22 protein-coding genes are annotated in these 25,202 nt (G+C 62.7%); 11 read left to right on the top strand and 11 right to left on the bottom strand.

Annotation, left to right across the window (positions count from 1 at the left end; translation table 11 throughout):
- Window positions 1-175 precede the first annotated feature (175 nt).
- Entirely contained in the window at window positions 176-1,036 is an 861-nt protein-coding gene (gene tcdA, locus G3N95_RS13860) for a tRNA cyclic N6-threonylcarbamoyladenosine(37) synthase TcdA (RefSeq protein ID WP_205970591.1), read from the bottom strand.
- Window positions 1,037-1,290: 254 nt separating this feature from the next.
- Between tcdA and pdxH the strand changes: the two genes are divergently transcribed.
- The 3 genes from pdxH to G3N95_RS13875 all read left to right on the top strand — a co-directional run bounded on the left by pdxH (window position 1,291) and on the right by G3N95_RS13875 (window position 4,566).
- On the top strand, window positions 1,291-1,929 hold the full coding sequence (gene pdxH, locus G3N95_RS13865; RefSeq protein ID WP_205970592.1) for a pyridoxamine 5'-phosphate oxidase: 639 nt from the start codon (window positions 1,291-1,293) through the stop codon (window positions 1,927-1,929).
- Window positions 1,930-2,105: 176 nt separating this feature from the next.
- Window positions 2,106-3,320, top strand: a complete 1,215-nt coding sequence (locus G3N95_RS13870; RefSeq protein WP_205970593.1) for a cyclopropane-fatty-acyl-phospholipid synthase family protein — start codon at window positions 2,106-2,108, stop codon at window positions 3,318-3,320.
- 82 nt (window positions 3,321-3,402) lie between these two features.
- Window positions 3,403-4,566, top strand: coding sequence for a DUF72 domain-containing protein (locus tag G3N95_RS13875; RefSeq protein ID WP_205970595.1), 1,164 nt, complete (start codon window positions 3,403-3,405; stop codon window positions 4,564-4,566).
- A 60-nt stretch (window positions 4,567-4,626) separates the two neighbouring features.
- Here the strand turns inward: G3N95_RS13875 and msrA are convergent, their stop codons facing one another.
- On the bottom strand, window positions 4,627-5,178 hold the full coding sequence (msrA, locus tag G3N95_RS13880; RefSeq protein ID WP_205970596.1) for a peptide-methionine (S)-S-oxide reductase MsrA: 552 nt from the start codon (window positions 5,176-5,178) through the stop codon (window positions 4,627-4,629).
- Between the two features lie 306 nt (window positions 5,179-5,484).
- Here msrA and G3N95_RS13885 point away from each other — a divergent pair, with 306 nt between their 5' ends.
- Window positions 5,485-5,997: a flavin reductase family protein gene (locus G3N95_RS13885; RefSeq protein ID WP_205970597.1), complete on the top strand. Its 513-nt coding sequence runs from the start codon at window positions 5,485-5,487 to the stop codon at window positions 5,995-5,997.
- 48 nt (window positions 5,998-6,045) lie between these two features.
- On the opposite strand, the gene G3N95_RS13890 is transcribed toward G3N95_RS13885, so the two are convergent.
- Window positions 6,046-6,549, bottom strand: a complete 504-nt coding sequence (locus tag G3N95_RS13890) for an Lrp/AsnC family transcriptional regulator (protein ID WP_205970598.1) — start codon at window positions 6,547-6,549, stop codon at window positions 6,046-6,048.
- A 132-nt stretch (window positions 6,550-6,681) separates the two neighbouring features.
- Here G3N95_RS13890 and kynB point away from each other — a divergent pair, with 132 nt between their 5' ends.
- Genes kynB through G3N95_RS13910 form a run of 4 tightly spaced genes read left to right on the top strand, consistent with a single transcriptional unit; the run spans window position 6,682 to window position 10,035 of the window.
- Entirely contained in the window at window positions 6,682-7,311 is a 630-nt protein-coding gene (gene kynB, locus G3N95_RS13895; RefSeq protein WP_205970599.1) for an arylformamidase, read from the top strand.
- A gap of 55 nt (window positions 7,312-7,366) precedes the next feature.
- Window positions 7,367-8,617, top strand: a complete 1,251-nt coding sequence (kynU, locus tag G3N95_RS13900) for a kynureninase (protein ID WP_205970600.1) — start codon at window positions 7,367-7,369, stop codon at window positions 8,615-8,617.
- 10 nt (window positions 8,618-8,627) lie between these two features.
- On the top strand, window positions 8,628-9,563 hold the full coding sequence (gene kynA / locus G3N95_RS13905) for a tryptophan 2,3-dioxygenase (protein WP_205970601.1): 936 nt from the start codon (window positions 8,628-8,630) through the stop codon (window positions 9,561-9,563).
- A 19-nt stretch (window positions 9,564-9,582) separates the two neighbouring features.
- A complete protein-coding gene (locus tag G3N95_RS13910) occupies window positions 9,583-10,035 on the top strand; it encodes a hypothetical protein (RefSeq protein ID WP_205970602.1) in 453 nt (150 codons plus the stop codon).
- A 446-nt stretch (window positions 10,036-10,481) separates the two neighbouring features.
- On the opposite strand, the gene G3N95_RS13915 is transcribed toward G3N95_RS13910, so the two are convergent.
- The 7 genes from G3N95_RS13915 to G3N95_RS13945 all read right to left on the bottom strand — a co-directional run bounded on the left by G3N95_RS13915 (window position 10,482) and on the right by G3N95_RS13945 (window position 18,628).
- A complete protein-coding gene (locus tag G3N95_RS13915) occupies window positions 10,482-11,222 on the bottom strand; it encodes an SDR family oxidoreductase (protein ID WP_205970603.1) in 741 nt (246 codons plus the stop codon).
- Window positions 11,219-12,763, bottom strand: a complete 1,545-nt coding sequence (locus tag G3N95_RS13920) for an FGGY-family carbohydrate kinase (RefSeq protein WP_205970605.1) — start codon at window positions 12,761-12,763, stop codon at window positions 11,219-11,221. Before G3N95_RS13920 ends, G3N95_RS13915 begins: the two co-directional genes overlap by 4 nt.
- A gap of 68 nt (window positions 12,764-12,831) precedes the next feature.
- On the bottom strand, window positions 12,832-13,920 hold the full coding sequence (locus G3N95_RS13925) for an alcohol dehydrogenase catalytic domain-containing protein (RefSeq protein WP_205970607.1): 1,089 nt from the start codon (window positions 13,918-13,920) through the stop codon (window positions 12,832-12,834).
- A gap of 44 nt (window positions 13,921-13,964) precedes the next feature.
- Window positions 13,965-14,966, bottom strand: a complete 1,002-nt coding sequence (locus G3N95_RS13930) for an ABC transporter permease (protein ID WP_205970609.1) — start codon at window positions 14,964-14,966, stop codon at window positions 13,965-13,967.
- A complete protein-coding gene (locus tag G3N95_RS13935) occupies window positions 14,953-16,488 on the bottom strand; it encodes a sugar ABC transporter ATP-binding protein (RefSeq protein WP_205970610.1) in 1,536 nt (511 codons plus the stop codon). The genes G3N95_RS13930 and G3N95_RS13935 overlap by 14 nt, the downstream gene beginning before the upstream one ends.
- Window positions 16,489-16,551: 63 nt before the next feature.
- Window positions 16,552-17,517: an ABC transporter substrate-binding protein gene (locus G3N95_RS13940; RefSeq protein ID WP_205970611.1), complete on the bottom strand. Its 966-nt coding sequence runs from the start codon at window positions 17,515-17,517 to the stop codon at window positions 16,552-16,554.
- Window positions 17,518-17,605: 88 nt separating this feature from the next.
- Complete coding sequence (locus G3N95_RS13945; RefSeq protein WP_205970612.1) at window positions 17,606-18,628, bottom strand: AraC family transcriptional regulator; 1,023 nt, start codon at window positions 18,626-18,628, stop codon at window positions 17,606-17,608.
- A 606-nt stretch (window positions 18,629-19,234) separates the two neighbouring features.
- On the opposite strand from G3N95_RS13945, the gene dalD reads away from it, so the two are divergent.
- From dalD to G3N95_RS13960, 3 genes are all read left to right on the top strand, one after another.
- Window positions 19,235-20,644, top strand: a complete 1,410-nt coding sequence (dalD, locus tag G3N95_RS13950) for a D-arabinitol 4-dehydrogenase (protein WP_205970613.1) — start codon at window positions 19,235-19,237, stop codon at window positions 20,642-20,644.
- Between the two features lie 170 nt (window positions 20,645-20,814).
- Window positions 20,815-22,299: a xylulokinase gene (gene xylB / locus G3N95_RS13955; protein WP_205970614.1), complete on the top strand. Its 1,485-nt coding sequence runs from the start codon at window positions 20,815-20,817 to the stop codon at window positions 22,297-22,299.
- 111 nt (window positions 22,300-22,410) lie between these two features.
- Window positions 22,411-23,379, top strand: coding sequence for a sugar-binding transcriptional regulator (locus G3N95_RS13960; RefSeq protein WP_205970615.1), 969 nt, complete (start codon window positions 22,411-22,413; stop codon window positions 23,377-23,379).
- Between the two features lie 28 nt (window positions 23,380-23,407).
- On the opposite strand, the gene G3N95_RS13965 is transcribed toward G3N95_RS13960, so the two are convergent.
- Complete coding sequence (locus G3N95_RS13965) at window positions 23,408-25,189, bottom strand: tetratricopeptide repeat protein (protein ID WP_241018502.1); 1,782 nt, start codon at window positions 25,187-25,189, stop codon at window positions 23,408-23,410.
- Window positions 25,190-25,202: the final 13 nt, after the last annotated feature.

The raw sequence follows: 25,202 nt of genomic DNA on the forward strand, positions 1-25,202 counted from the left end.
GCGTGAGCGGCTCAAGCAACTTATCAACGAAAAACGGCCCGGGCGCTCTTGCGCTCGGGCCGTCAAGTCCAGACCGTTTCGTTATACCGTTCGAGTCCTCAAAAGAGACCTTAACTGAACGGCATTACGGCCACGAGCCGCGTTTTTTTCGTCAGGACGAAGCGTGATTCGCGCTTCAGGCCGCCTGCTTCGCCAGCGCGCGCAGCACATGCGACACGGCGGCAAAACCAAAGCTCGCTGTCACGCACACGCTCGACCCGAAGCCCGCGCAGTTCAGACCCACGGGCCCGTGATGACCCGGCGAGGTCGTGACGTGCTCGGCTTCCTCGTCGATATCGCACACGGCCGCTTCGGGGTAGATCAGCGGCTCGTCCGAATACACCGCGCTCACCTTGAATTTCGCTTTCGGCCCGCGCGGAAAGCCATGAAGCTTGCGCAACTGTCCGCGTACTTTCGACAGCAGCGGATCCTGAATGGTCTGCGCGAGATCGTCGATACGGATACGCGTCGGATCGAGCTGGCCGCCCGCGCCGCCCACCGTGATCAGCGGCTGCTTGTGCTCGACGCACCACGCGATCAGCGCCGTCTTCGTGCGCACGCTGTCGATCGCATCGACCACGAAGTCAAAGCCGGCGCCCAGCACCTTGTCGAAGTTGTCGGGCTCGATGAAGTCTTCGATCACCCGAACGTCGCACTGCGGATCGATCAGCTTGATGCGCTCGGCCATCGCATCGACCTTGGGTTTGCCGTAGTTGCCATCGAGCGCGTGAATCTGCCGGTTCGTATTGCTCTCGGCAACATTGTCGAGATCGATCAGCGTGATCTTGCCGATCGCGGTGCGCGCGAGCGCTTCCGCAGCCCAGGAACCAACCCCGCCGATGCCGATGACGGCGACGTGCGCGCGCTCGAACGCAGCAAGCGCATCTGCGCCGTACAGACGCGCGACGCCCCCGAAGCGGCGCGCGCGATCGGCGGCTGCATGCTCGTTGTAGTCAGTAGTAAGATCGGATTGCCCGGTGACAAGAGGCGTGGACATGATAGGTAGCTTGGCTGATTCAGGCATGGGGCACGCGGACGGTACGCATCGATACGGCGTCGCGCCCTGCGTTCCTGCGCGGCATCGCGCGGGGCTTCGCGTGCATTCAAGCCCGTATTTTGCCTTATCACGCGGGCGCCCGCCCGTGGGTCGCGGCCAGGCCGCCGTGCAACGTGCACAGAACATGGCCCGCCTCAACGCAGAAAAATCCGTCCTTCGCTATACTGGCCCCACTGTAGCGCTTGCATAACAATATGAGCACTCTTGCCGACCTCCGCAAAAATTATTCGCTCGGTTCGCTGGACATCGCCGACGTCGATCCGAATCCGTTCGGCCAGTTCGACAGATGGTTCAAGCAGGCCATCGACGCGCAACTCCCCGAACCGAACACGATGACACTGGCGACGGTCGACGCGCGCGGCCGGCCTTCGGCCCGCATCGTGCTGATCAAGGGTGTCGACGAACGGGGCTTCGTCTTCTTCACGAACTACGAAAGCCGCAAGGGCCAGGAGCTCGCTCAGAACCCGCACGCAAGCCTCCTCTTCTACTGGATCGAACTCGAACGTCAGGTGCGCATCGAGGGCACCGTCGTCAAGACGAGCGCCGAAGAAAGCGACGCGTACTTCGCGTCGCGTCCCATCGGCTCGCGTATCGGCGCATGGGCGTCGGAGCAGAGCAAGGTGATTGAAAGCCGTGCAGCGCTGGAAGCGCGAGAACGTGAATTCAGCGCACAATACGGAGAGAACCCGCCTCGCCCTCCCCACTGGGGCGGCTATCGGCTGATTCCCGACGCAATCGAATTCTGGCAAGGACGGCCATCACGTTTGCACGACCGGCTGCTGTACACGCGCAGCGGTAGTGCCGACTGGACGATTGCCCGTCTGTCGCCCTGACACATCGATACGCCGGCGCGCGGCCCGTCGTGCTCCGCACAGCATGACGCGTCGCGCCGACGGCAGGATCGCGTGCGTGCTGCCCGAAGCCCGAACGCGCGGCCTGTGCTGGCCCGCGCGCGGCGCACTGCGATTCGACAGGCTTTGCTTTGATTCATTGGACACGGAGAAATCACATGTTCTGGGAGAAGAAGCTGGCGCAGTGGGTAGAAGAAGTAAAAGCAAAGGCCAATATTCCGGCGCGCCTCGTGCTGTGGGATGGCCAGCAACATGACTTCGGCACGTTCGCCGCGCCGCAGGTCACGCTGAAAGTGAACAGCGCGTCCGCGCTGCCTCTCCTGCTCGAACCGAGCCTCGACAATCTCGGCGAGGCGTATGTGAAGGGCAAGATCGACATCGAAGGCAAGCTGTCGGACATCATCAATATCAGCTACTCGCTGGCACGCAGCACGGTGACCAACGCAAGCAAGCTGGCGCGCGTGCGGCGCTATTTCAATCACACGAAGACCTCGGACAAGAAGGCGATCCAGTATCACTACGACGTCTCGAACGAGTTCTACAAGCTGTGGCTCGACGAGAACATGGTGTACTCGTGCGCGTACTTCGAGAACGGCGACGAAGATCTCGCCACCGCGCAGATCAAGAAGATCGATCACATTCTGACCAAAATCCAGGTGCAACCGGGCCAGCGTCTGCTCGACATCGGTTGCGGCTGGGGCGCGCTCGTGCTGCGCGCGGCGCAGAAGTTCGGCGCGAAATGCGTGGGCGTGACGCTGTCGCAAAACCAGTTCAATCTCGCGACGCAGCGCGTGAAAGATGCCGGTCTCGAAGGCCAGATCGAAATCCGTCTGCAGGACTATCGCGATGTCGAAGGCCAGTTCGACCGCATCACGAGCGTCGGCATGTTCGAGCACGTCGGCCGCAAGAATATGCCCGCTTACTTCCAGAAGGTCCACGACCTGCTCGCCGATGACGGCATCGCGATGAATCACGGCATCACGTCGACGGATTACGACAGCGGCGAAACGGCGCTAGGCGGCGGCGAATTCATCGATCGGTACGTGTTCCCCGACGGCGAACTGCCGCACATCAGCCTCGCGCTCGAATCGATGCAACGCGGTGGGCTCGAAGCTTTCGACATCGAAAGCCTGCGCCGTCATTACGCACGCACGCTCGATATCTGGGCCGAGAATTTCGAGGCCAACGCGGCCGTAGCCAGGACGCTCGTCGAAGACGAGAAGTTCCGCATCTGGCGCGTGTACCTCGCGGGCTGCGCGTATGCGTTCGAAAACGACGACGTGTCGATCTATCAGGTGGTGTGCCGCAGGGCAGGCCGCAGCGCACAGACACTGCCCTGGTCGCGCCGCTTCATGTACGAGAAGGCGCTGTAAAATCGCGTGATTCCGTTTTGGCCGCGCCGCGCGCTGTTTAGTACGGCGTGCGACGCGGCAAACTCACTCACGCCAGGCATCAATGCAACAGGACACGCCGGACGGCACCGCGCAACTCGACATGTTCGGCAACCCCGTCGAGCAGGCAACGGCTTCTTCGACTCCCTTGGCTCCCGAGACGACGGCCTCGAATGCGTCATCGTCCCCATCGGCTTCCGCCTCCAACGACGCACCGCCTAAAAAGCGCCGCGCCCGCGACGTCCTGGCCGCGCCCCCTTCCGACGATCTGCTTCAACTCGCCGGCCAGTTGCCGCCGCAAGTGCATCTGGGCACCTCGACGTGGTCGTTTCCTGGCTGGAAGGGCATCGTCTACGGCGACGACTACAGCAACAGCAAACTCTCGCGCGATGGCCTCACTGCTTACAGCACGCATCCGCTGCTGCGAACGGTGAGCATCGACCGCTCGTTCTACCAGGCGCTCACACTCACCGACTATCTGCGTTACGCACAACAGGTACCGGACCATTTCCGCTTCATCGTGAAGGCGCCCGCGCTCGTCACCGACGCGACCGTGCGCGCCGAACGCGGCGAGCCCGTGTCCGAGAATCCATGCTTTCTGAACGCGCAGCTGGCCATCGACGAGTTCGTGCGGCCGTGCATCGACGGACTCGGTGCGAAGGCGGGTGCGCTCGTGTTCCAGTTCTCGCCGTTGCCGAACGCGATGCTCGCGCAACCGGCGCTGTTCGTCGAACGGCTGACGTCGTTCCTCGCGGCATTGCCCAAGCTGGAAAGCGACACCTGCTATGCCGTGGAAATCCGCGATGCGTGCCTGCTGACGCCGCGTCTGATCCGCGCGCTGAAGGCCACCGGGGTGCGCTATTGCGTCGGCATTCATGCGCGGATGCCTGACCCGTCGCGCCAGGCCGCCGCGCTCGCGATGCTCGACGACGCGCCGTCCGGTCCGCTCATCGTGCGCTGGAGCCTGCACGGCGGCTTCAAGTACGAGCAGGCGAAGGCGAAGTACGAACCGTTCGACAAGCTCGTCGACGAAGACCCCGACACCCGCACTGCGCTCGCCGAACTCGCCGCGCGTTATGCGATCGCCGGCCAGCCGGTGCTGATCGCGGCGAACAACAAGGCCGAAGGCTCGGCTCCGCTCACGTGCGTGAAGCTCGCGGCGCAAATCGCGGCCGCCTGCGAGCGGCTTCGCGGCGCGCGAAAAGAAAACGCGGCCGAAGCCGCGTAGTCGAACAACGGCGCGAGAGACTTGCGCCGCTCGCGTCAGCACACCCGGATCAAGCCGTGCTCACACGCCAGCCTTGATCCGATGCGCAAACTTCTGCCGGAACTTCGCCACCTTCGGCGCGACGACGAACGCGCAATAGCCCTGATCCGGATGCTGCGCGAAGTAGTTCTGGTGATACGCCTCGGCGGCCCAGTAGTTGCCGTCGAGCGGCAGCACCTGCGTGACGATCTGGCCGTCGTAGATGCCTTCGGCGCCGATTTCGCGGATCGCCTGCAGCGCCGTTTCGCGCTGCGCGTCGGAGTGCGTGAAGATCACCGACCGGTATTGCGTGCCGACGTCGTTGCCCTGACGGTTAAGCTGCGTCGGATCGTGGATCGCGAAGAAAATATCCAGAACCTCGCGATAGCTGATGCGCGCCGGATCGAACTCGACCTTCACGACTTCCGCGTGACCCGTGTTGCCGTCGCACACCTGCTCGTAGGACGGGTTGTCGACCTGCCCGCCCGCATACCCCGATTCCACCGACGTCACGCCATCGACGCCGAGAAACACCGCCTCCAGACACCAGAAACACCCGCCGCCCAGTGTGGCGGTCTCGACTGACTGACTCATGCTCGCTCCTTGGAATGGCTCGCCGCGACGTCCGCCTCGAGGACGAACGCACTGCTCGCCGCAGTCACCTGGACACTCATCACCGCATCCGACCGGCGCAATCTTCCGCGTTTTCGGGGATTCATGCAGGCCGTACGCACCATCCATACCAAGCGGCCGCCCTTGTCCCGCCGCCCGCCAGCGCCAGGGCCTCTGCGATTGCAGTTAAAATTGGGACAATTCGCCGAATTTCTACATGACCTTCGAACCGTTTTTCTCTATCTGGTCGCTTCATCAAGCGGTCCGTTCGCCGGAATGCCTCAGCCGATGAAGCCCGCCAACCCGCCCAACTTCGACGACGCCGCTTTTCGCCGCGCGCTCAGCCAGTTCGCGACAGGCGTCACCGTCATTACGACACGCGCGCCGTCGGGCGCGCTGATCGGCATCACGGCCAGCTCGTTCAACTCTGTCTCGCTGACCCCGCCGCTCGTGCTGTGGAGTCTCGCGACGCGCTCGGCCTCGATGCCCGTGTTCCGCTCGAACAGTCATTATGTCGTCAATGTGCTGGCTTCGTCGCAGCTCGACCTGTGCAAGCGGTTCGCGACAGTGAAGGGCGACCGCTTCGAAGGCGTCTCGCATGCGGCGGGCGACACGGGCATGCCCGTGCTCGACGGCGCGCTGGCGTGGTTCGAATGTCACAACCGCAGCCGCTACGATGAAGGCGATCACGTGATTTTCGTCGGCGAAGTGGAGCGCTGCGGCGTCCATGAGCAGGCGGGGGAGATCGCGCCGCTCGTGTTCCAGAACGGCGGCTTTCACGGCCTCACGCTGCTCGATTGAGCGCTGGCCGCCGCCCGTCGCGGCGAGCCGGCCTGACAGACACAGCCGCTAGCCCGGCTGCTGCACCTTTGCGCTCGTCACCAGCGACACGGGCACGCCCGAATCTTCCTTGAGCGTCTGAAGCACGATGTTCGAGCGGATGTCCATCACGCCCGGCGCCTTGTACAGCCGGCCGAGCACGAAATCCGAATAGTGCTTGAGATTGTGGGTGAGTACCCGCAGCAGATAGTGCGTCTCCCCCGTCACGACGAACGCGCCGACCACTTCAGGCCAGTCGCGCAACGCTTCCGCGAAGCGCTCGTGCCAGTTTTCCTGGTCGTTGCGCATCGACACCTGCACGAACGCTTCCAGTTCGAACCCCAATACCTCGCGGTTCAGGCACGCGCGATAGCGCTCGATCACGCCCTGCTCTTCCAGCAGGCGCAGACGGCGCAGACACGCGGACGGCGAAAGCGAGATGCGCTCCGCCAGATCGAGATTGCTGATGCGTCCTTCGTGCTGCAGCACCGTCAAGATACGGCAATCGGTGGCGTCCAGTGAGATCGCGTTCATTTTCGGTCTCCCTTTCCCGTTTGCCTCAAATTATGTTCCAAAGGGGACGAAATAAACAGTTTTTTTAGCAAGCACATTTCGTCTGATGCCGCCTATCATCGTTACATAGCAGCCAGATGACACCGGGAAGACATGGACACACTGTGGGACATCACGCCCGCCATCGACACGGCGACGCCCGTCTGGCCGGGCGACACGCCCGTCGGCATCGAGCGGGTGTGGCGGATCGAGGCGGGCTCGCCCGTCAATGTTGCGCGGCTGACGCTGTCGCCGCACACGGGCGCGCACACGGACGCGCCGCTTCACTACGACGCCGACGGCGCCGCAATCGGCGCGGTGCCGCTCGATACCTATCTGGGCCGCTGCCGCGTGATTCATTGCATCGGCGCGAAGCCGCTGGTGTTGCCGGACGATGTCGCCGGGTCGCTGGACGGCGTGCCGCCGCGCGTGCTGCTGCGCACCTATCGCGAAGCGCCCACGGAGTCCTGGGACAGCGGCTTCTGCGCGGTCGCGCCGGAGACGATCGATCTGCTCGCCGCGCGCGGCGTGAAGCTCATCGGCATCGACACGCCGTCGCTCGATCCGCAGGAATCGAAAACGATGGATGCGCATCACCGTATCCGCGCGCATCGGATGGCGATACTCGAAGGCATCGTGCTCGATGCCGTCGCACCCGGCGACTATGAACTGATCGCTTTGCCGCTCAAGCTCGCGACGCTCGACGCCAGCCCGGTACGCGCCGTGCTGCGCTCGCTTACATGATCCACGCTGAACCACGGCATTCCGCCTGAACGCTCTTTCGACTGAACGAACCATCATGAATCAACGTGAAGAAGCACTCGCGCTCGACGCAGCCGATCCGCTCGCGCCGTTGCGCGACCAGTTCGCGCTCGCCCCGAACGTCATCTATCTGGACGGCAATTCGCTTGGCGTGCCGCCGGCCGCGGCCGCGCAGCGCGCGCAGACCGTGATCGGCGCCGAGTGGGGCGAAGGTCTGATCCGCAGCTGGAACACGGCCGGCTGGTTCTCGCTGCCGCGACGCCTCGGCAACAAGCTCGCGACGTTGATCGGCGCGGCGCACAACGAGGTCGTGGTCACCGACACGATTTCGGTCAACCTGTTCAAAGTGCTGTCGGCCGCGCTGCGCATGCAGGACAAGCGCGACCCCAAGCGTCGCGTGATCGTATCGGAGCGCTCGAACTTTCCGAGCGACCTGTACATTGCGCAAGGGCTGATCAAACAGCTCGATCGCGGCTATGAACTGCGCCTGATCGACGATCCTTCGGAACTGCCCGCCGCGCTCACCGACGATGTCGCCGTCGCGATGATCACGCACGTCAACTACCGCACGGGCTACATGCACGACATGGCCGCGGTGACGAAGCTGATTCACGACAGGGGCGCGCTCGCGCTGTGGGATCTCGCGCATTCCGCGGGCGCGGTGCCGGTCGATCTGAACGGCGTCGGCGCGGATTGCGCTGTCGGCTGCACGTACAAGTATCTGAACGGCGGCCCCGGCTCGCCGGCGTTTGCGTGGGTACCGCATCGGCATCAGGGCGACTTCGACCAGCCGCTGTCCGGCTGGTGGGGACATCGCGCGCCGTTTGCGATGGATCCGACGTATGCCGCCGACGACGGCATCGGCCGCTTTCTGTGCGGCACGCAGCCGATGGTATCGATGGCGCTCGTCGAGTGCGGTCTTGACGTGTTCCTGCAAACGGACATGCAGGCGATCCGCAAGAAGTCGCTTGCGCTGACCGATCTGTTCATCGAACTGGTCGAGACGCGCTGCAAGGAGTTTCCGCTCGAACTCGTCACGCCGCGCGTGCATGCGCAACGCGGCTCGCACGCGAGCTTCGAGCATCCGCATGGTTATGAGGTGATGCAGGCGTTGATTGCGCGCGGCGTGATCGGCGACTATCGCGAGCCGCATGTGTTGCGGTTCGGCTTTACGCCGCTGTATACGCGTTATGTCGATGTGTGGGATTCCGTCGAGCATCTGCGCCACGTGCTTGCGCACGAAACATGGCGTGCGCCTGAATTCGCCGCACGCGGCGCCGTGACCTGAGGAGCGTGCGATGACCGATCATATGAAGATGATGGAAGACAAGCCGGCGCAAGGATGTCCGTTTGGACACGGCGGCACGCAGACGCAGCGCGCCGATCATCCTTCGCACATGGCTGTTGATGAAGGCGAAGGTTGGCACGACGCGCAGCTCGATTTTTCGAAGTCGATGAGTTATGGCGATTACCTGTCGCTGGGTTCGATTCTGCATGCGCAGCATCCTTTGTCACCCGATCACAACGAGATGCTGTTCATTATTCAGCATCAGACGAGCGAACTATGGATGAAGCTCGCGTTGTACGAGTTGCGCGCGGCGCTGGCTTGTGTGCATCGCGATGAATTGCCGCCTGCGTTCAAGATGCTTGCGCGGGTGTCGCGGATTCTTGAGCAGCTTGTGCAAGCGTGGAATGTACTGTCGACGATGACGCCTTCCGAATATACGTCGATGCGGCCGTTTCTCGGCAGTTCGTCGGGGTTTCAGTCTTATCAGTATCGCCAGCTGGAGTTCATGCTTGGAAACAAGAATGAGCAGATGCTCAAGCCGCATGCGCATCATCCTGATGTTCTTGCTGAAGTAAAAGCTGCGCTTGAAGCGCCTTCGTTTTATGACGAGGTGATTCGCCTGCTGTCGCGGCGTGGGTTTGCTATTGATTCGTCACGGCTTGAGCGTGACTGGACTCAGCCTACTGTGTACGACGCTTCTGTCGAAGCGGCCTGGCTTGAGGTTTATCGCAATCCGTCCCAGCATTGGGAGCTGTACGAGATGGCCGAAGAACTCGTCGATCTTGAAGATGCTTTTCGGCAGTGGCGGTTCCGGCATGTGACTACTGTTGAACGCATTATTGGGTTCAAGCAGGGCACTGGTGGGACCAGTGGTGCGCCTTATCTGCGCAAGATGCTGGACGTTGTGTTGTTTCCTGAGCTTTGGCAAGTTAGGACAATGCTGTAGTTTTGCCTGCGGCGCGGCTTTGCCGGTTTGGTTTTTTGCTTTTGCTTTTGCTTTTGCTTTTGCTTTTGCTTTTGCTTTTGCTTTTGCTTTTGCTTTTGCTTTTGCTTTTGCTTTTGCTTTTGCTTTTGCTTTTGCTTTTGCTTTTGCTTTTGCTTTTGCTTTTGGTTTTGCTTTAGGTTTTGCTTTCGCTGGCATCCGCGTTGGGTTTCTGGTTTGCTGGCGTTGCCCCTGTGCGGGGCGGCACCTACTTTTCTTTGCAGCGGCAAAGAAAAGTAGGCAAAAGAAAGCCGCTCACACCGCTAGCTCTTGTGCTTGCCTGCGGGCTCCCATCGGGTCCCGCACTCCAGACGGCAACTCACTTTTTCCCGCTCGTTGCCAGCGCTCCTGGATTCGCATCCCCCACTTCACACTCCCGCGTCACGGACTGTGTTACCAGACGCCCACCGCCGCCCAGGTGGCAAACTCTGTGTAGGCCGTCTCGACGTAGATGCACCACTCCGGACTGAATAGCGGATCGGTGTCGTAAGAGCGCAAACGCATATGGCGCGACAACCTACACACAGTTTGCCACCTGGGCGGCGCTGACGATCCGCTGCCGCTGGCTGCCTGCGGGTGGCTGGAGTGGGTGATGCGCCTGTTGAATGCGCTGGCAACGGGCGCAAAACGATGTGTTGCCGCGTGGAGTGCGGGACCCGTTGGGAGCCCGCAGGCAAGAACAAGGGCTGGCGGTGTGAGCCCGCTTTCTTTGCTTACTTTCTTTGCGGCGGCAAAGAAAGTAAGTGCCGCCCCGCACAGGGGCAACGCCAGCAAACCAGAAGCAAACCGCGGATGCCATCGAAAGCGCAGAGCGAAAACAAAAAGGCGAAACCCGCGCCGAGAAGGCCAGAATGGCGACTGCGTCGCAGACAAAAAAAACATCTACCTCGCGGTGTAACCGCCATCGATCGGTAAGGCAACACCACTAATCATAGAAGCCGCATCGCTGAGCAAAAACAAAATCGGCTCAGCAACTTCCCTCGGTTCAGCGAACCGCTTCAACGGAATCGCCTGCAAAGCGGGATCACGCCTGGAGGGCTCGCTCCAAGCCTTCACCGCCATCGGCGTCAAGGTAACAGTAGGATTCACGCTATTCACCCGAATGCCATGAACTCCGAGTTCAACGCATAAAACACGAGTAATAGCATCCATAGCCGCTTTGGAAGCGCAATAACTCAAATGATCATCAAGGCCCACAAGCGCCGCCTGGCTAGACACATTGACGATACTGCCCGCGCGCCCAGCACCGATCATCCCGCGCGCAACGTGCCGCGCCACTAGAGCCGCACCTCGAGCATTAACATTCATCACGCTATCGAAGCTCGCCGCCGTCGTATCGATCGCGCGCTCCAACACCGTCGTGCCCGCACAATTGACGAGACCATCGAACACGACATCGATCGAGCCTAAAGCTTCATCAATCGCGCGCTCGTCGCCGACATCGAGCACCAGGGGCTCACACCCCGTCTCCTCAGCGAGCCGCGCCAGTTCGCCGACGTTGCGCGCCGCCGCCACAACCTGCGCGCCGCTAGCGCACAACAGTTCGACCGTCGTGCGGCCAATGCCGCTCGATGCCCCCGTCACGAGTATCGAGCGCCCGGAAAAATCAAAGGTCATGTTCATTTTGCTTGCAGTCGATGCATGACCGGCTTCAACGCCGGATACAGTTCCGTATAGATGCCGAAGCGCTCCGCGTACATCGCCTGCCGTGCCGCATCGGGCTTCACGCGTTCGATCAGCTTCACCCAGCCGCCACGCGCAGTCTCCTGCGAAATCAGCTTCGTGCCGTATGCCGCGAGCAGCGCCGCACCCATCGCCGCTTCGACATCCTGTTCGATCGTGTACACAGGAAAACCCGTGATATCCGCGATGATCGACATCCACAGGTCCGAATGCGCCGCACCGCCGACCACGATCAACTTGTCGTCGAGCGACTTCGCACCCTTGCGTCCCGCGACGATGTTGTGTTGCAACGCAAACGCAACGCCCTCCAGCACCGCCCGATACAGATGCGCTCGCGTGTGATACAGGTTCAGGCCGACGAACGCGCCGCTCGCCTTCGCGTCCCACACGGGGCTGCGCTCGCCCATCAGATACGGCAGGAACATCACGCCATCCGCACCCGCCGGGATCTGCGCCGCGTCTTCTTCGAGCAGCCGATGCGCATCGCCACCTGGTATCGCCTTGGCGGCTTCGATCTCCGCGTGACAAAACTGCTCGCGATACCACGTCACCGATGCGCCCGCCGTGATCGCACCGCCGAACACGTAAATGTCCTGCAGCCCGTTGAACACATGCGGCATGCTGACAAGTCCATGCCGCGCGTCGACGCTCTGGTTGATGTAGCCCCAGCACATGCTCGTGCCGATCATCGCGACATGCTGGCCCGCACGCGTGACGCCGGCGGCATAAGTGGCCATCGCCGCATCGACGCCGCCCGCGACGATCGCCGTGCCTGCTTCGAGTCCAAGCTGCTCCGTCCATTGCGACAGCAAACCGCCCACCACATCCGACGATTCGACGAGATGCTCCGGCATCATCGTTGCTGGAATGCCCAGCATGTCGAGCGCTTCGTCGGACCAGTCGCGCTTCGCGATGTCGTACACGCCGCCGATATTGCCCGCCGAACTGTGATCGACGGCCACTTCGCCCGTCAGCAGATAGATCACGTACGCATTCGGCGGCAGGAAGAACCGCGTATTCGCCCACACGTTCGGCTCGTTGTCGCGCAGCCACAGCATCTTCGTGTAGCCGTAGTAGCTGTCGACGCTGTTGCCCGTGATCGCATACAGACGGTCGAGATCGACGTTCTCGCGCACCCAGTCGACCTGCGCGGTCGCGCGCCGGTCCATCCAGATCAGACACGGATACAGCGGCTTCATGTCGCTATCGACAGGAATGCCCGAACCGCCGTACAGGCTGCTCACGCACACGGCCTTGATCGCGTTCGACGCGACACCTGCTTCGCGCGCTTTGGCGACGCAGCGTGCGATGCATTCGACGACCGCCTTCATCCACACGGTGGGCCACTGCTCAGCCCACAACGGCTTCGGCGTGTCCGGGTGATAGCCGCTCGAATGCTGCGCGACGATTGCGCCGTTCTGGTCGACGAGCACGGCCTTCGTGCTCTGCGTGCCGATATCGACGCCGATGACGTAATTCATAGTGTCTCCGTGTGCGCGTCTGCACGACGCGCACTGTGTATTTTTCGAATGACGGACGAACTATCCGGCTATCGGGCAGGCTTCATCAACACCTTGATCGAATCGAGCGAATTCGCGACCTTGATCGCTTCATCCCATTCTTCGAGCGAGAAGCCGTGCGTGACGATGCCTTTCGACGCGACGTGTCCGCGCGCCAGCAGATCGATCGCAATCGGGTAGCAGTAAGGGCCGAGATGCGCGCCGCGCACATCGAGTTCCTTGCGATCGCCGATGATCGACCAGTCCATTGTAGTCTCCGCACCGAACACGGAAAACTCGACGAAACGCCCAAGCTTGCGGATCAGATCCATGCCCTGATTCACGCCGGCGGGCACGCCCGTCGTTTCGATGTAGACATCGCAGCCGTAGCTGTCCGTCAGCGACTTCACGATGGCGAGCGCATCGTCGTTCTTCGGATTGATCGTCACGTCCGCGCCGTATTCGCGCGCGAGTTCCAGACGTTCGTCGACCAGATCGATCACGACCAGTTTCTTCGGTGTCTTCAGATGCGCGACTTGCGTCATCATCAGACCGAGCGGCCCCGCCCCCGCAATCACGACGACATCGTCCAGTTGAATATCGCCGCGATTGACGGTGTGAATCGCACACGCGAGCGGTTCGATGATCGCGGCATCTTCGAGCGAGATGCCATCGGGAATCTTGTGCACGATGGCCGTCGGCGGAATGCGCATGTATTCGGCCATGCCGCCGTCCGCGACTTCGCGCTGGAAGCCGAAAATGTTGTGCACTTCGCACATCCAGTACTGGCCCGACTTGCAATAACGGCATTTGCCGCACGGCACGATCTGCTCGGCGATCACGCGGTCGCCCTTCTCCACGCCGAAATGTTCAGCCGCGCCTTCACCGAGTTCTTCGACGTAGCCAAAGAACTCATGCCCCGGAATCACGGGCGCCTTCACCCACGGGCTCGGTCCGCCCCAGAACATCTTCGCGCCGGAATGGCACTTGCAGTCGCTCGCACAGATACCGCACGCGGCGATGCGAATCACGAGTTCATGCGCGCGCGCCTGTGGCTTCGTCACGCGTTCGACACGATAGTCTTTCGGCGCGTGACACACGATCGCCGTCATGCTTTTGCTGTTGTCCTGAGTAGTCATTGCATTGCCCTGCTTTTAAGTGGAGAACAGAGGAAAGGGAACCTTCACTTCTTGCGTTCGCGGCTGATGTAGATCGCGAGCAGAATGATTCCGCCCTTGATCACGTTCTGCACATACGGATTCACGCCGACCATGTTGAGGCCGTTGTTCAGCACGCCGAGCAGCAGCGCGCCGATCAGCGTGCCGATGATCGAACCGCGTCCGCCCGAGATCGACGTGCCGCCCATCACCACGGCCGCGATCGCGTCGAGTTCGAAGCCGACGCCGGCATTCGGCTGGCCGCTCATCAGGCGCGACGTCAGCACGATGGCCGCAAACGAAGACGTGAGGCCGGCGAGCGTGTAGACGATCAGCTTCACGCGCGCGACGCGCACGCCCGACAAACGCGTCGCCTGTTCGTTGCCTCCTATCGCGTACACATAGCGGCCGAACGGCATGCGTTCGAGCAGCAGCCACGCGATCGCGTAGACGACGAGCATGATGAGCACGGGCGCCTGGATGCCGAGCACCTTGCCGCTGCCGAAGAAGCTGACCCATTCGGGCAAACCGTCGATCGGATAGCCACCCGTGTAGATGAGCGCGAGGCCGCGCGCGATGCCCATCGTCGCGAGCGTGACGATGATGGGCGGCATGCCCGCGAACGCGACGAAGAAGCCGTTCGCGACACCGAAACCAAGCCCCACCGCAACGCCGATGACGATCGCTGCGACGCCGTTGAGTCCTGCCACCATCAGCCCGGCCGCGAGCGTGCCCGATAGCGCCATCACCGACCCGACGGACAGGTCGATGCCGCCCGTCAGGATCACGGCTGTCATACCGACCGCGATGATCGCGTTGATCGACACCTGCCGCAGCACGTTTTCCAGATTCGCACCCGACAGGAAGCTGTCGCTCGCGAACACCATCACGATACAGACGACGAGCAAGCCGATGAACGGATAGAACAGCGTCGAGCGCTTGATGCTCGCCCAGTTCAGGCGAAACGGCGCACCCGGCGTATCGGATGCGACCGTCGAGGTCTTTGGAGAAGAGTTAGGCGTGTTCATGCTCTGTTGCTCCACGAGTGCCGGCTGTTGCACCAGCCGTTGCATAAGTCATCACGGCATTCGATTCGATCTGGTCGCCTTCGAGCATCGCTTCGATGCGTCCCTGCCGGAATACGGCGACGCGATCGCACATACCGACGATCTCCGGCAGTTCCGACGAAATCATGATGATCGAGTAGCCGCGCGCGGTGAGTTCGCGCATCAGCAGATAGATTTCCGCCTTCGCGCCGACGTCGATGCCGCGCGTCGGTTCGTCGAAGATGAGGATGTTGGTGTGGTGATTCAGCCAGCGCGCGATCACCACTTTCTGCTGGTTGCCGCCCGACAGCGTCGCGACTTCGGTGTGCATCGTCGGCGCCTTCACGCCGACGCGCTTCATGATGTCGGCCGTCGCCTTCGCTTCGCTGCCGTGATCGATGAAGAAGCGTCCCGTGCGGTACTTGCCGAGATTGTTGATCGAGATGTTCTGCTTGATCGAGAACGACGTAATCAGCCCTTCCGTCTTGCGGCTCTCGGGCAGAATGCCGATGCCCGACTTCAATGCATCCGCGGGATCGGACAGATTCACGGCCGCGCCATTGATGCGAATGTCCTTCACGTGCGCCGCATCCGCGCCGATCACCGCGAGCGCCGTCTCCGTGCGGCCCGAGCCGACGAGTCCCGCGAAGCCGAGTATTTCGCCTTCGCGCAGCGTGAAGCGATTGACGGGTCCGTCCTTGTGCAACTGCAACGCGTTCACTTCGAGCACGTGCTTCGCATTGGCGGGCAGCGCCGGCTTCGGCGGAAAGCTGCTTTCGATCCTGCGCCCCACCATCATCTCGACCAGCCGGCTCACGTCCGTCTGCGCGACATCTGTCATGCCGACGTACTGTCCATCGCGCAGCACCGTAATGCGGTCGCACACTTCGAAAATCTCTTCGAGGTGATGCGAGATGAAGATCATCGCGACACCCTGCTGTTTCAGATCGCGCATGATGGTGAACAGATGCTCGGCTTCGGCGGGCGTGAGCGTTGCCGTCGGCTCGTCCAGAATCAGGATGCGCGCGTTCAGCGACAACGCCTTGCCGATTTCGACGAACTGCTGCTGCGCGACGGACAGTTCGCGGATCGGCACGGACCGATCAATCGCCACGCCCAGCCGCGCGAAAATCTCCGCCGCCGCACGGCGCATCTTCGCGCGCTCCAGCATGCCGAAGCGATTGCGCAGCTCGCGTCCGAGGAACATGTTCTCGACGGCGTTGAGATACGGAATCAGGCTGAACTCCTGAAACACGATGCCGACGCCCGCCGCCACGGCATCGTGATAGTTCGTGAAGTGCCGCGCTTCGCCGTCGATTACGATCGTGCCGTCGTCGGGCTGATAGATGCCGCACAGGATCTTCATCAGCGTCGACTTACCCGCGCCGTTCTCGCCGAGCAGCGCGTGGATCTCGCCGCGCGCGATCTCCAGATGAATGCCCTGCAACGCCTTCACGCCTGGAAAGCTCTTCGTGATGTTGTCGAGTTTGAGGATCGTGTCCATCGCGTTTCCTTGTTCATGCGGTGACGCATGCCTGTGCGCGTCACCGCATACACGACACAGTGCTTACCAGCTGAAGCCCTTCGCGTTGTCCTTGTCGACCAGCTTCACATCGACGGGAATCGTCTTCGGCACATTGGCGCCCCACTTCTTCGCGAGCGCCACGCCGATCGCGAGGCGAATCTGGTCGCGCGGGAACTGCGCGGACGTTTCGATGAACTTCGAGTTCGGCTTCTGGATCGCGGTGATCGCTTCCGGCGCGCCGTCGACGCTCGTCAGCTTGATGTCCTTGCCCGACGATTCGATCGCGGACAACGCGCCCATCGAGCCGCCGTCGTTCACGCTGAAGATGCCCTTCAGGTTCGGATGCGCCTGGATCATGTTCTCGGTGACGGACAGCGCCGTCGCGCGTTCCTGCTTGCCGTTCTGCGTATCGACGATCTTCACGTTCGGAAACTTCGCGAGCGCCGCCTTGCAGCCGCGCACGCGTTCGAGAATCGGCACGACGGGAATACCGTCGAGAATCGCCACCTCGCCGCTGCCGCCGATCGCCTTCGCGAGGTACTCGCACGACATCTGGCCGGCGTCGAAATTCTTCGAGCCGACGAACGAATCGACGGGACCATTCGCGTTCGCATCAACGGCGACGACCACGGCGCCCGCCTTCTTCGCCGACGTCACGGCCGACTGGATGCCCGTCGAATCCGTCGGGTTCACGAGCAGAATGTCGATCTTCTTCTGCAACATGTCTTCGACGTCGCTGACCTGCTTGCTCACGTCGTGGTGCGCGTCGGTGACGACAACGGTGGCGCCGATCGACGCGGCGGCATCGTTGAGCGCCTTTTGCATCGTCACGAAGTACGGATTGTTCAGCTCCTGGAACGTCATGCCGATCTTCAGCGGCGCCGCGTTCGCGGCGGCGGGTGCGAACAGCGGCGCGCCGAGCATCACGGCGGCGAAGGCGAGCGTCGCGCGAAGGCGCAGCGTGCGGGGCTGATGCGATGTGCCAGTTGATGCGTTGCTGTGCGTCATGGTTTGTCTCCGTTTATGAGGATGAGTGCTTCCCTCGCGCTGTCTGAGGCGCGATGAGCAGGTGAAACGTCGGGATTGCTGGAGTGCCCTAGTTCGTCGGGAGCGGCGAACCGAGAGGCGGATACGCCGCAGGTGCGGCGCGCGGCTGGCCGTGCGCATGAACCTGCGTCTGCGCGGCCGGCACGATCGAGGGTGCGTTGGCGATGCCCTTGCCTTGCGCCGCGGCCGCTTCCGAAGCGACGCGGCTCGCGTCGTTCAGTTGCTGGAAGCGGCGGAACTTCGACGGGGCCATGCCTTTCGCGGTGAGGAACTGCCGGTTGAAGTTCGACAGATTGTTGAAGCCCACCTTGTAGCAGATGTCGGTGACGCTCAGCTCATCGTCCATCAGCAGTTGGCACGCGAGGTTGATGCGCATCCGGTTCACGTACTGCACGAACGTCAGGCCCGTATGCCGGCGGAAGTATCGCGAGAATGCGCTCACGCTTTGACCGGCGAGCTGCGCGAGTTCGGACTCGCGCAAGTCGGATGAGAGGTTCTTGCCGATATACGACAGCACGTGATTGATGCGCGTCGATGCGTAGCTGGTCGGGTCGATCTGATACGCGGGGCTCGCGAGCAGTTCGCGGTCGCTCGCGTTCAGCAGGATTTCCATCATCGACAGGAACAGCACGATGCGGCGCAGGCCGCGCGCGTCGAGCAGTTCCATAAAGAGCGGCTGGATCTTCGCGCTGGTTTGCGGGCCGAACGATACGCCGCGCCGCGAATCCGCCAGCAGCGCTTCGAGCGTGCGCCACTCGGGAAAGCTCTCCGTGCAGTGCGCAACGAAGTCCTGCGGGAACTGCACGACGAGATTGCGCTGTTCGATCGTCACGCCTTCGGGCACTTCGCTGACCCAGTTGTGCGGCAGGTTCGGGCCCATCAGCACGAGATTGCCCGGCGCGAACGGACCGATGTAATCGCCGACGAACATCTTGCCCGTGGTCGCGACGATCAGATGAATTTCGAATTCCGGATGGAAGTGCCAGCGCACCGTGCGGTACGGGTAGCCGTGATACCACGCCTTGAACGACTCGTCGCGGCGCACGGTGACCAGTTCGAGATCGGGTTGCACGTCGGTCTCCTGATGCGGTGGCTCAAAGGCCCGGCTGTGCGCAGCGCGCGCGTCGCGCACGAGCAGTACGCAGAGCCGCACATCCAGAAGCAGCTCGATGCGTATGCAACCAGGTAACCGGCATGACGATGCCCTTCATCTGTCTTCCTCCTGTGTCTACGTCGCTCTTGTTGTGTGTAACGAAAGTTAGTCCCCGGACGCAATGGCGGCCACTAGAAATAAGACCGCGGACCGATACTTTTTTGCATTCGGGTTAATCCTGGCCCTTCCGCTGTCAAATTTGATGCAACGCAACAGCATGGCGCGCGCCCGCCGCGCAAGACGTAGCGAGACCACCGCACACCTCGGACAGCCCCGCCCCGTCGCGCTGCGCCACGAAAAGCCGCGTCCTTCGTCTTGACATTCAACCGGTCGAATACGATCATTAGTTCACATGTAGAGCAAATGCTCTTTCAGTCGAACACACTGGCGCACACCGCCGGGACAGCTTCTAGACTTATTCGAAGGAACGCACGCGCAAGACCGTGCGGATAACACGTTCAAAACCAGCATGGGACCGGAGCAAGGCGCAAGTAGCACGAACTCCGGCCGACACAGGAGACGCACATGAACAGCGGCCCAAGCAGCGGCGCAAGCACGCAGGTGATCCTGCATATCGGCGCAGGCTCATTCCATCGCGCGCATCAGGCCTGGTATCTGCATCGGCTCAATGAAGCGCGCCAACCGAACGATCCGCACTGGTCGCTGACCGTCGGCAACATTCGCAGCGACATGAACGCCGTCGCCGACGCGCTCGCCGCGCAAAACGGCGTCTACACGCTCGAAACCGTCACCCCGCAAGGCAAGCGCGCATATGAAACGATCCGCTCGATCGAACGCGTGGTGCCGTGGTCCGCGAATCTGGACGCACTCGTCGAAACGGGCGCCGACCCCGCGTGCAAGATCATCGCTTTCACGGTCACGGAAGGCGGCTATTACCTCGACGAACACGACAAGCTCGACACGGCCAACCCCGACCTCGCCGCCGATCTGAACGGTGCGCGCACTACCATCTACGGCGCGCTCGCCGCGATTCTCGAAGCGCGCATGCAGCGCAATGCCGGCCCCGTGACGCTGCAGACCTGCGACAACCTGCGCAGCAACGGCGACCGTTTCCGCGCGGGCATGACGCAGTTCCTCGACCGGCGCGGCGCGGCTACGTTGCGTCAGTGGTTCGATGCGAACACCGCGTGTCCCAACTCGATGGTCGATCGCATCACGCCGCGTCCGACGCCCGACGTGCGCGAACGCGTGAAGGCCGCAACGGGCTTCGACGATGCCTGTCCCGTGATGGGCGAATCGTTCATCCAGTGGGTGATCGAAGATCATTTCATCGCAGGGCGGCCCGCATGGGAGCAAGTCGGCGCGGAACTGGTCGAATCGGTGCTGCCGTATGAAGAAGCGAAGATCCGCATTCTGAACGCGACGCATAGCTGCATCGCGTGGGCGGGCACGCTGGTCGGCCTGTCGTATATCCACGAAGGCACGCTCGATCCCGAGATCCGCCAGTTCGCGCACGACTACGTGACGCAAGACGTGATTCCGTGCCTCACGCCCAGTCCGCTCGATCTCGCGAAGTATCGCGACGTCGTGCTGGAACGCTTCGGCAATCCGTATATCCAGGACACGAATCAGCGCGTCGCCGCCGATGGCTTCTCGAAGATTCCCGGCTTCATCGCGCCCACGCTGTCCGAGTGCTTCGCGCGCAAGGTCGAACCGAATGCGACGGCGATGCTGCCCGCACTGTTCCTGCGCTTTCTCGACAGATGGCAGCGCGGCCAGTTGCCGTACACGTATCAGGACGGCGTGATGGATGAAGGCGTCGCGCGTGGCTTCTTCAAGGCAGGTGATCCCGTGCAGGCGTTCTGCGCGGACCGGCTGCTGTGGGGCAGCATGGCGGGGTCGGCTGCGCTGGAGAACGTCGTGCGTTCCGCGCTCGGACGCGTCGATGCATGGCTCGACAAGCGCCGCAAATAAAGACTTAAACATTCGCAAGCTCATGGCCGCGCATGAACCCCGTTCACGCGCGGCCGCTCTCATTGATCGCCGCTCACGACGCCTCGCATCCGTCAGGTCTTTTGCGCATGGCATCGCAGGCGGCATGCGGCTAAAGTAGCGCATCTCCTACCGACGAAGGTTTCGCGCCCATGTATCTCGGCATCGACCTCGGCACGTCCGAAGTGAAAGTTCTGCTGCTCGCGTCCGATGGACACGTGGTCGGCACGGCAGGTTCTCCGTTCACTGTTTCGCGACCGCATCAGCGGTGGTCGGAGCAGAATCCGTCCGACTGGTGGCAAGGCACGCGCACCGCGCTGTTCGCGCTGCGCGACCGCTTTCCGGAACAGTTCGCGCAGATTCGCGGTATCGGCCTGTCGGGGCAGATGCACGGCGCCGTGCTGCTCGATCACGAAGACCGCGTGCTGCGCCCGGCGATTCTCTGGAACGACATGCGCGCCGTCGAAGAGTGCGACGAGCTGTATCGCCGTGCACCGGACCTGCACCGGATCGCCGGCAATCTGGCGATGCCCGGCTTCACCGCGCCGAAACTGTTATGGGTCGCGCGCCATGAGCCCGAGATTTTCCGGCAGACGGCGTGTGTGCTGCTGCCGAAGGATTACTTGCGCCTGCAACTGACGGGCGACAAGGTCTCCGATCCGTCCGACGCCGCCGGCACGCTCTGGCTCGACGTCGCGCAGCGCGACTGGTCCGATACGCTGCTCGCGGCCTGCGACCTGAACCGCTCGCACATGCCGCGTCTCGCCGAAGGCAGTGCGCCTTCGGGCATGCTGCGTCCCGAACTCGCACGCGAACTCGGCTTGCGCGAACCCGTCGTGGTCGCGGCGGGCGGCGGGGACAACGCGACCAGCGCGATCGGCATCGGCGCGACGCAACCGGGCGACGGCTTCGTATCGCTCGGCACGTCGGGCGTGCTGTGCGTGATCGGCAACAGCTTCCGGCCGAATCCGGAATCCGCCGTGCACGCGTTCTGTCACGCGATTCCAGACCGCTGGCATCAGATGAGCGTGGTGCTGTCGGCGGCGAGCTGCCTGCGCTGGGTCTGCAAACTCACGTCGACCGACGAGCCCACGCTGCTCGCCGAAATCGAAAAGCTGCCCGACGAAGCGCTCGCCACGGCGCCGTTGTTCCTGCCGTATCTGTCGGGCGAGCGCACGCCGCACAACGACCCGTATGCGCAAGGCGTCTTCTTCGGCATGACGCACGCCACCGACCGCACGCTGCTCGGCTACGCGGTGCTCGAAGGCGTGACGCTCGCGCTGACGGACGGCCTCGACGCGTTGCGCGCGGCGGGCACGGAAGTGAACGCGTTGTCGCTGCTGGGCGGCGGCGCGCGGAGCAACTACTGGGCGCAACTGCTGGCCGATTCGCTGAACACGACCACGCGCAAGCATGGTGGCGGCGAAACGGGTGCGGCGCTCGGCGCAGCGCGCCTCGGCTGGCTTGCGGCAGGTGGCGATCCGGCAAAGGTGTTGACCAAGCCGCCCGTCGAAATCGAATTCACGCCGAATGCAAAGCGGCACGCGGTGTTGCGCGAGCGGCTCGCAGGCTATCGCGCGTTGTACCGTCATGTGAAGCCGATGTTCGCGCCCACGCGCGAAGCGAACGCAACGTAGTGTGAACATGCAGCAGACTGCGATGAACGTCACCAGCATGCAACGCACCAGAACGCCTGTCGAGGGCTTCCTGGTGTCACGCGCTTCGGCGCAATCCTGACCGCCAACATCGTGCCCAAGTCCACTGAAAAACTCGATCTCGCGACGCGCGCCGCCTGGCTCTATTACGTCGCGGGCAATACGCAAAACGAGATCGCGGAAAAACTGCAGGTGTCGCGGCCCGTCGCGCAGCGGCTCGTCGCGTTCGCCGTCGAAAAGAACCTGATCCGGGTGCGCGTCGACCATCGGCTCGCCGACTGTCTGTCGCTGGCAGATCAACTGTCGAAGCGCTACGGCCTCTCGATGTGCGAAGTCGTCCCCGTCGACAACGACAAGCCGGAAGAAATCGACCGCAAGCTCGCCGTCGCGGGCGCGCAGGTGATGGAACGCTATCTCAACGAAGAACGGCCGATGGTCGTCGCGGTGAGCAGCGGCCGGACGCTGAAGGCAGTCGTCGATCAGGTCGGGCAACTGGAGCGGCCGCAGCATCGGCTCGTGTCGATGGTCGGCGCGATTGCACAGGACGGTTCGTCGAACCGTTACGACGTCGCGCTGCACATCTCCGAGAAGACGGGCGGCAAGCACTTCCTGCTGCCCGCGCCGCTGATCGCCGATAGCGAGGCGGAACGCGCGCAGTGGTGCAATCACCGTCTCTACCGGATCGTCGAATCGCTATCGGGCGAGGCGGATGTCGCGTTCGTCGGGATCGGTAACATCGGCCTGCATTGTCCGCTGCACGAAGACGGCTTCATCACGTCGGAAGAAGTGGAAGAACTCGTGTCGCTAGGCGCCGTGGCCGAACTGCTCGGCCTGCCCATCGACGCGGGCGGCGCACGCGTCGAATCGCCGACGGGCCGCCGCGTCACGAGCTTGCGCCTCGATTCGCCGCCGAAGCGTCCCGTGATCGGCTTCGCGGGCGGTGAACGCAAACGCAATGCGGTGATTGCCGCGTTGAAGGGCGGCTGGCTATCGGGGCTGGTGACCGATGAACTGTGTGCACGCGCCGCGCTGAATCACGAGAACGGAGCGGCGGCACGCTGACGCGGGTGAAGTAAGAGGCGCTGCGTGGTTATAGTGCTTCGAGCGCGCTGCGCACGGATTCGACCACGGGCGTCCAGTCGCCCAGAACCTGCTGCCGGAACAGACGTGCGGTCGGATACCACGGGCTGATGTCGCCCGACATCATCCAGCGCCAGTCGGCCTGCTGCGGCAGCAACACCCACACCGGCTTGCCGAGCGCACCCGCCAGATGCGCGACGGACGTATCGACGGTAATGACGAGGTCCAGTGACTCGATCACGGCGGCCGTCGCGTCGAAGCTGTCGAGCCACTGGCCGAGCGCGCAGATCGGCCAGCGATGCGCGAGGCCATCCAGCTGCGATTCGCCCGCGCCCTTCTGCAACGCGAACCACGCGAGGCCGCGCACCGATGCGAGCGGTTCGAGCACGGCGAGCGGCGCTGAACGGTACACATCGAGGTAGTGCTGCGGATTGCCTGCCCACACGAGTCCGACTCTCCTGCTCGAACCCGCGGCCTGCCCGATCCGCTCGCGCCATGCGTCGACCTGCGTCTCGTCCGCCGACAGATACGGCACGACACGCGGAATCGCATCGTCGTCGAGCCACGTGGGCACGCTCATCATCCGGCAGTAGTAGTCGTAGCCGCCTGTCGGTGCGTGGTTCAGCACGCGACGCACGCCGCGCGTGCGCGCGAAGAGCGGCGCCAGTTCGTCGCTCGTCCAGACGTCGACGGTTGCGCCCAGATCGTGCAGCACGCCGGCATAGCGAACGAACTGCAACTGGTCGCCCGCACCCTGCTCTCGCGCCAACAGAAAGCGCTTGCCGTCGAGCGGCTCGCCCTGCCATTCGGGCAGGTCGAGTAATGGGTAATCGCGCAGGCCGCTCTGCGTCGTCTTGCGATGCTCGTAGTACGTCCAGCCCTTGCGAAAATTCCCGCGCCGCAGTTCCGACATGCCGAGCAGCTTGTACGCGTTCGACACATCCGGTGCGATTTCGATTGCGCGGCGAAGATGTTCGTCGGCTTCGTCGTAGCGCGACATGCAGGTCAACGTGAAAGCGATGTTGTTGTGCAGCGTCGCCGAATTCGGCAAGACCTCCAGCGCGCGTTTATAGCGGATGACTGCGTCTTCGAAATTCAGTTGGGCGTCGACCGCGAAGGCGACGCCAAACAACGCGTGTACATTCTCCGGCTCCAGTTGCAGCGCGCGGTCGAAACACGCTGCGGCGTCCGCGTGGCGGCGCACTGCGTTGAGCGTCACGCCGAGGCCCAGCAACACGCGCATATCGTCGGGTGCAAAGCGCGCGGCGAATTCGTACGCAGTCACTGCTTCATGCGGACGCGCGAGGGTCTCGAGCATGTCCGCGCTGCCGAGCGCCGCTTCGAAAGAATGGTTGTCCAGTGCGAGCGCCCGTTGAAAGCTGGCCAGCGCATCTTCCGGCTTCGACAGTCGCCGTAGCGCCTTGCCCAGGTTGCAGTGCGCGAGCGCATCGTGCGGCGCGCAGTCGATTGCTCTGCGAAAGAAGTTCGCCGCGTCTTCGTTCTCGCCACGCGAAAGCGCTGCGATGCCGCGATCGTTCAGACAGTCCGCGTGATCCGGCTGCAGCGCGAGCGTTGCATCGAAGCACTCGATCGCGCGCTCCACATCCTGCCGCTGCAGATACAGCACGCCGAGCATATAGCGCGTGTTCGTGTCGTCGGGTTGTATGTCGAGAATCGCGCGATACGCCTGTTCGGCGCGATCGAGTTCGCCCGCGCGATGCAGCGCCAGCGCATGCTCGACGTGCGGCATCGGGACGGTGTTTTCGTGTGTGAGGAGGGAAGCGTTGTGCATGGCGTCTTGAGTC

Source organism: Paraburkholderia sp. Tr-20389, assembly GCF_017104565.1.
Lineage (GTDB): Bacteria > Pseudomonadota > Gammaproteobacteria > Burkholderiales > Burkholderiaceae > Paraburkholderia.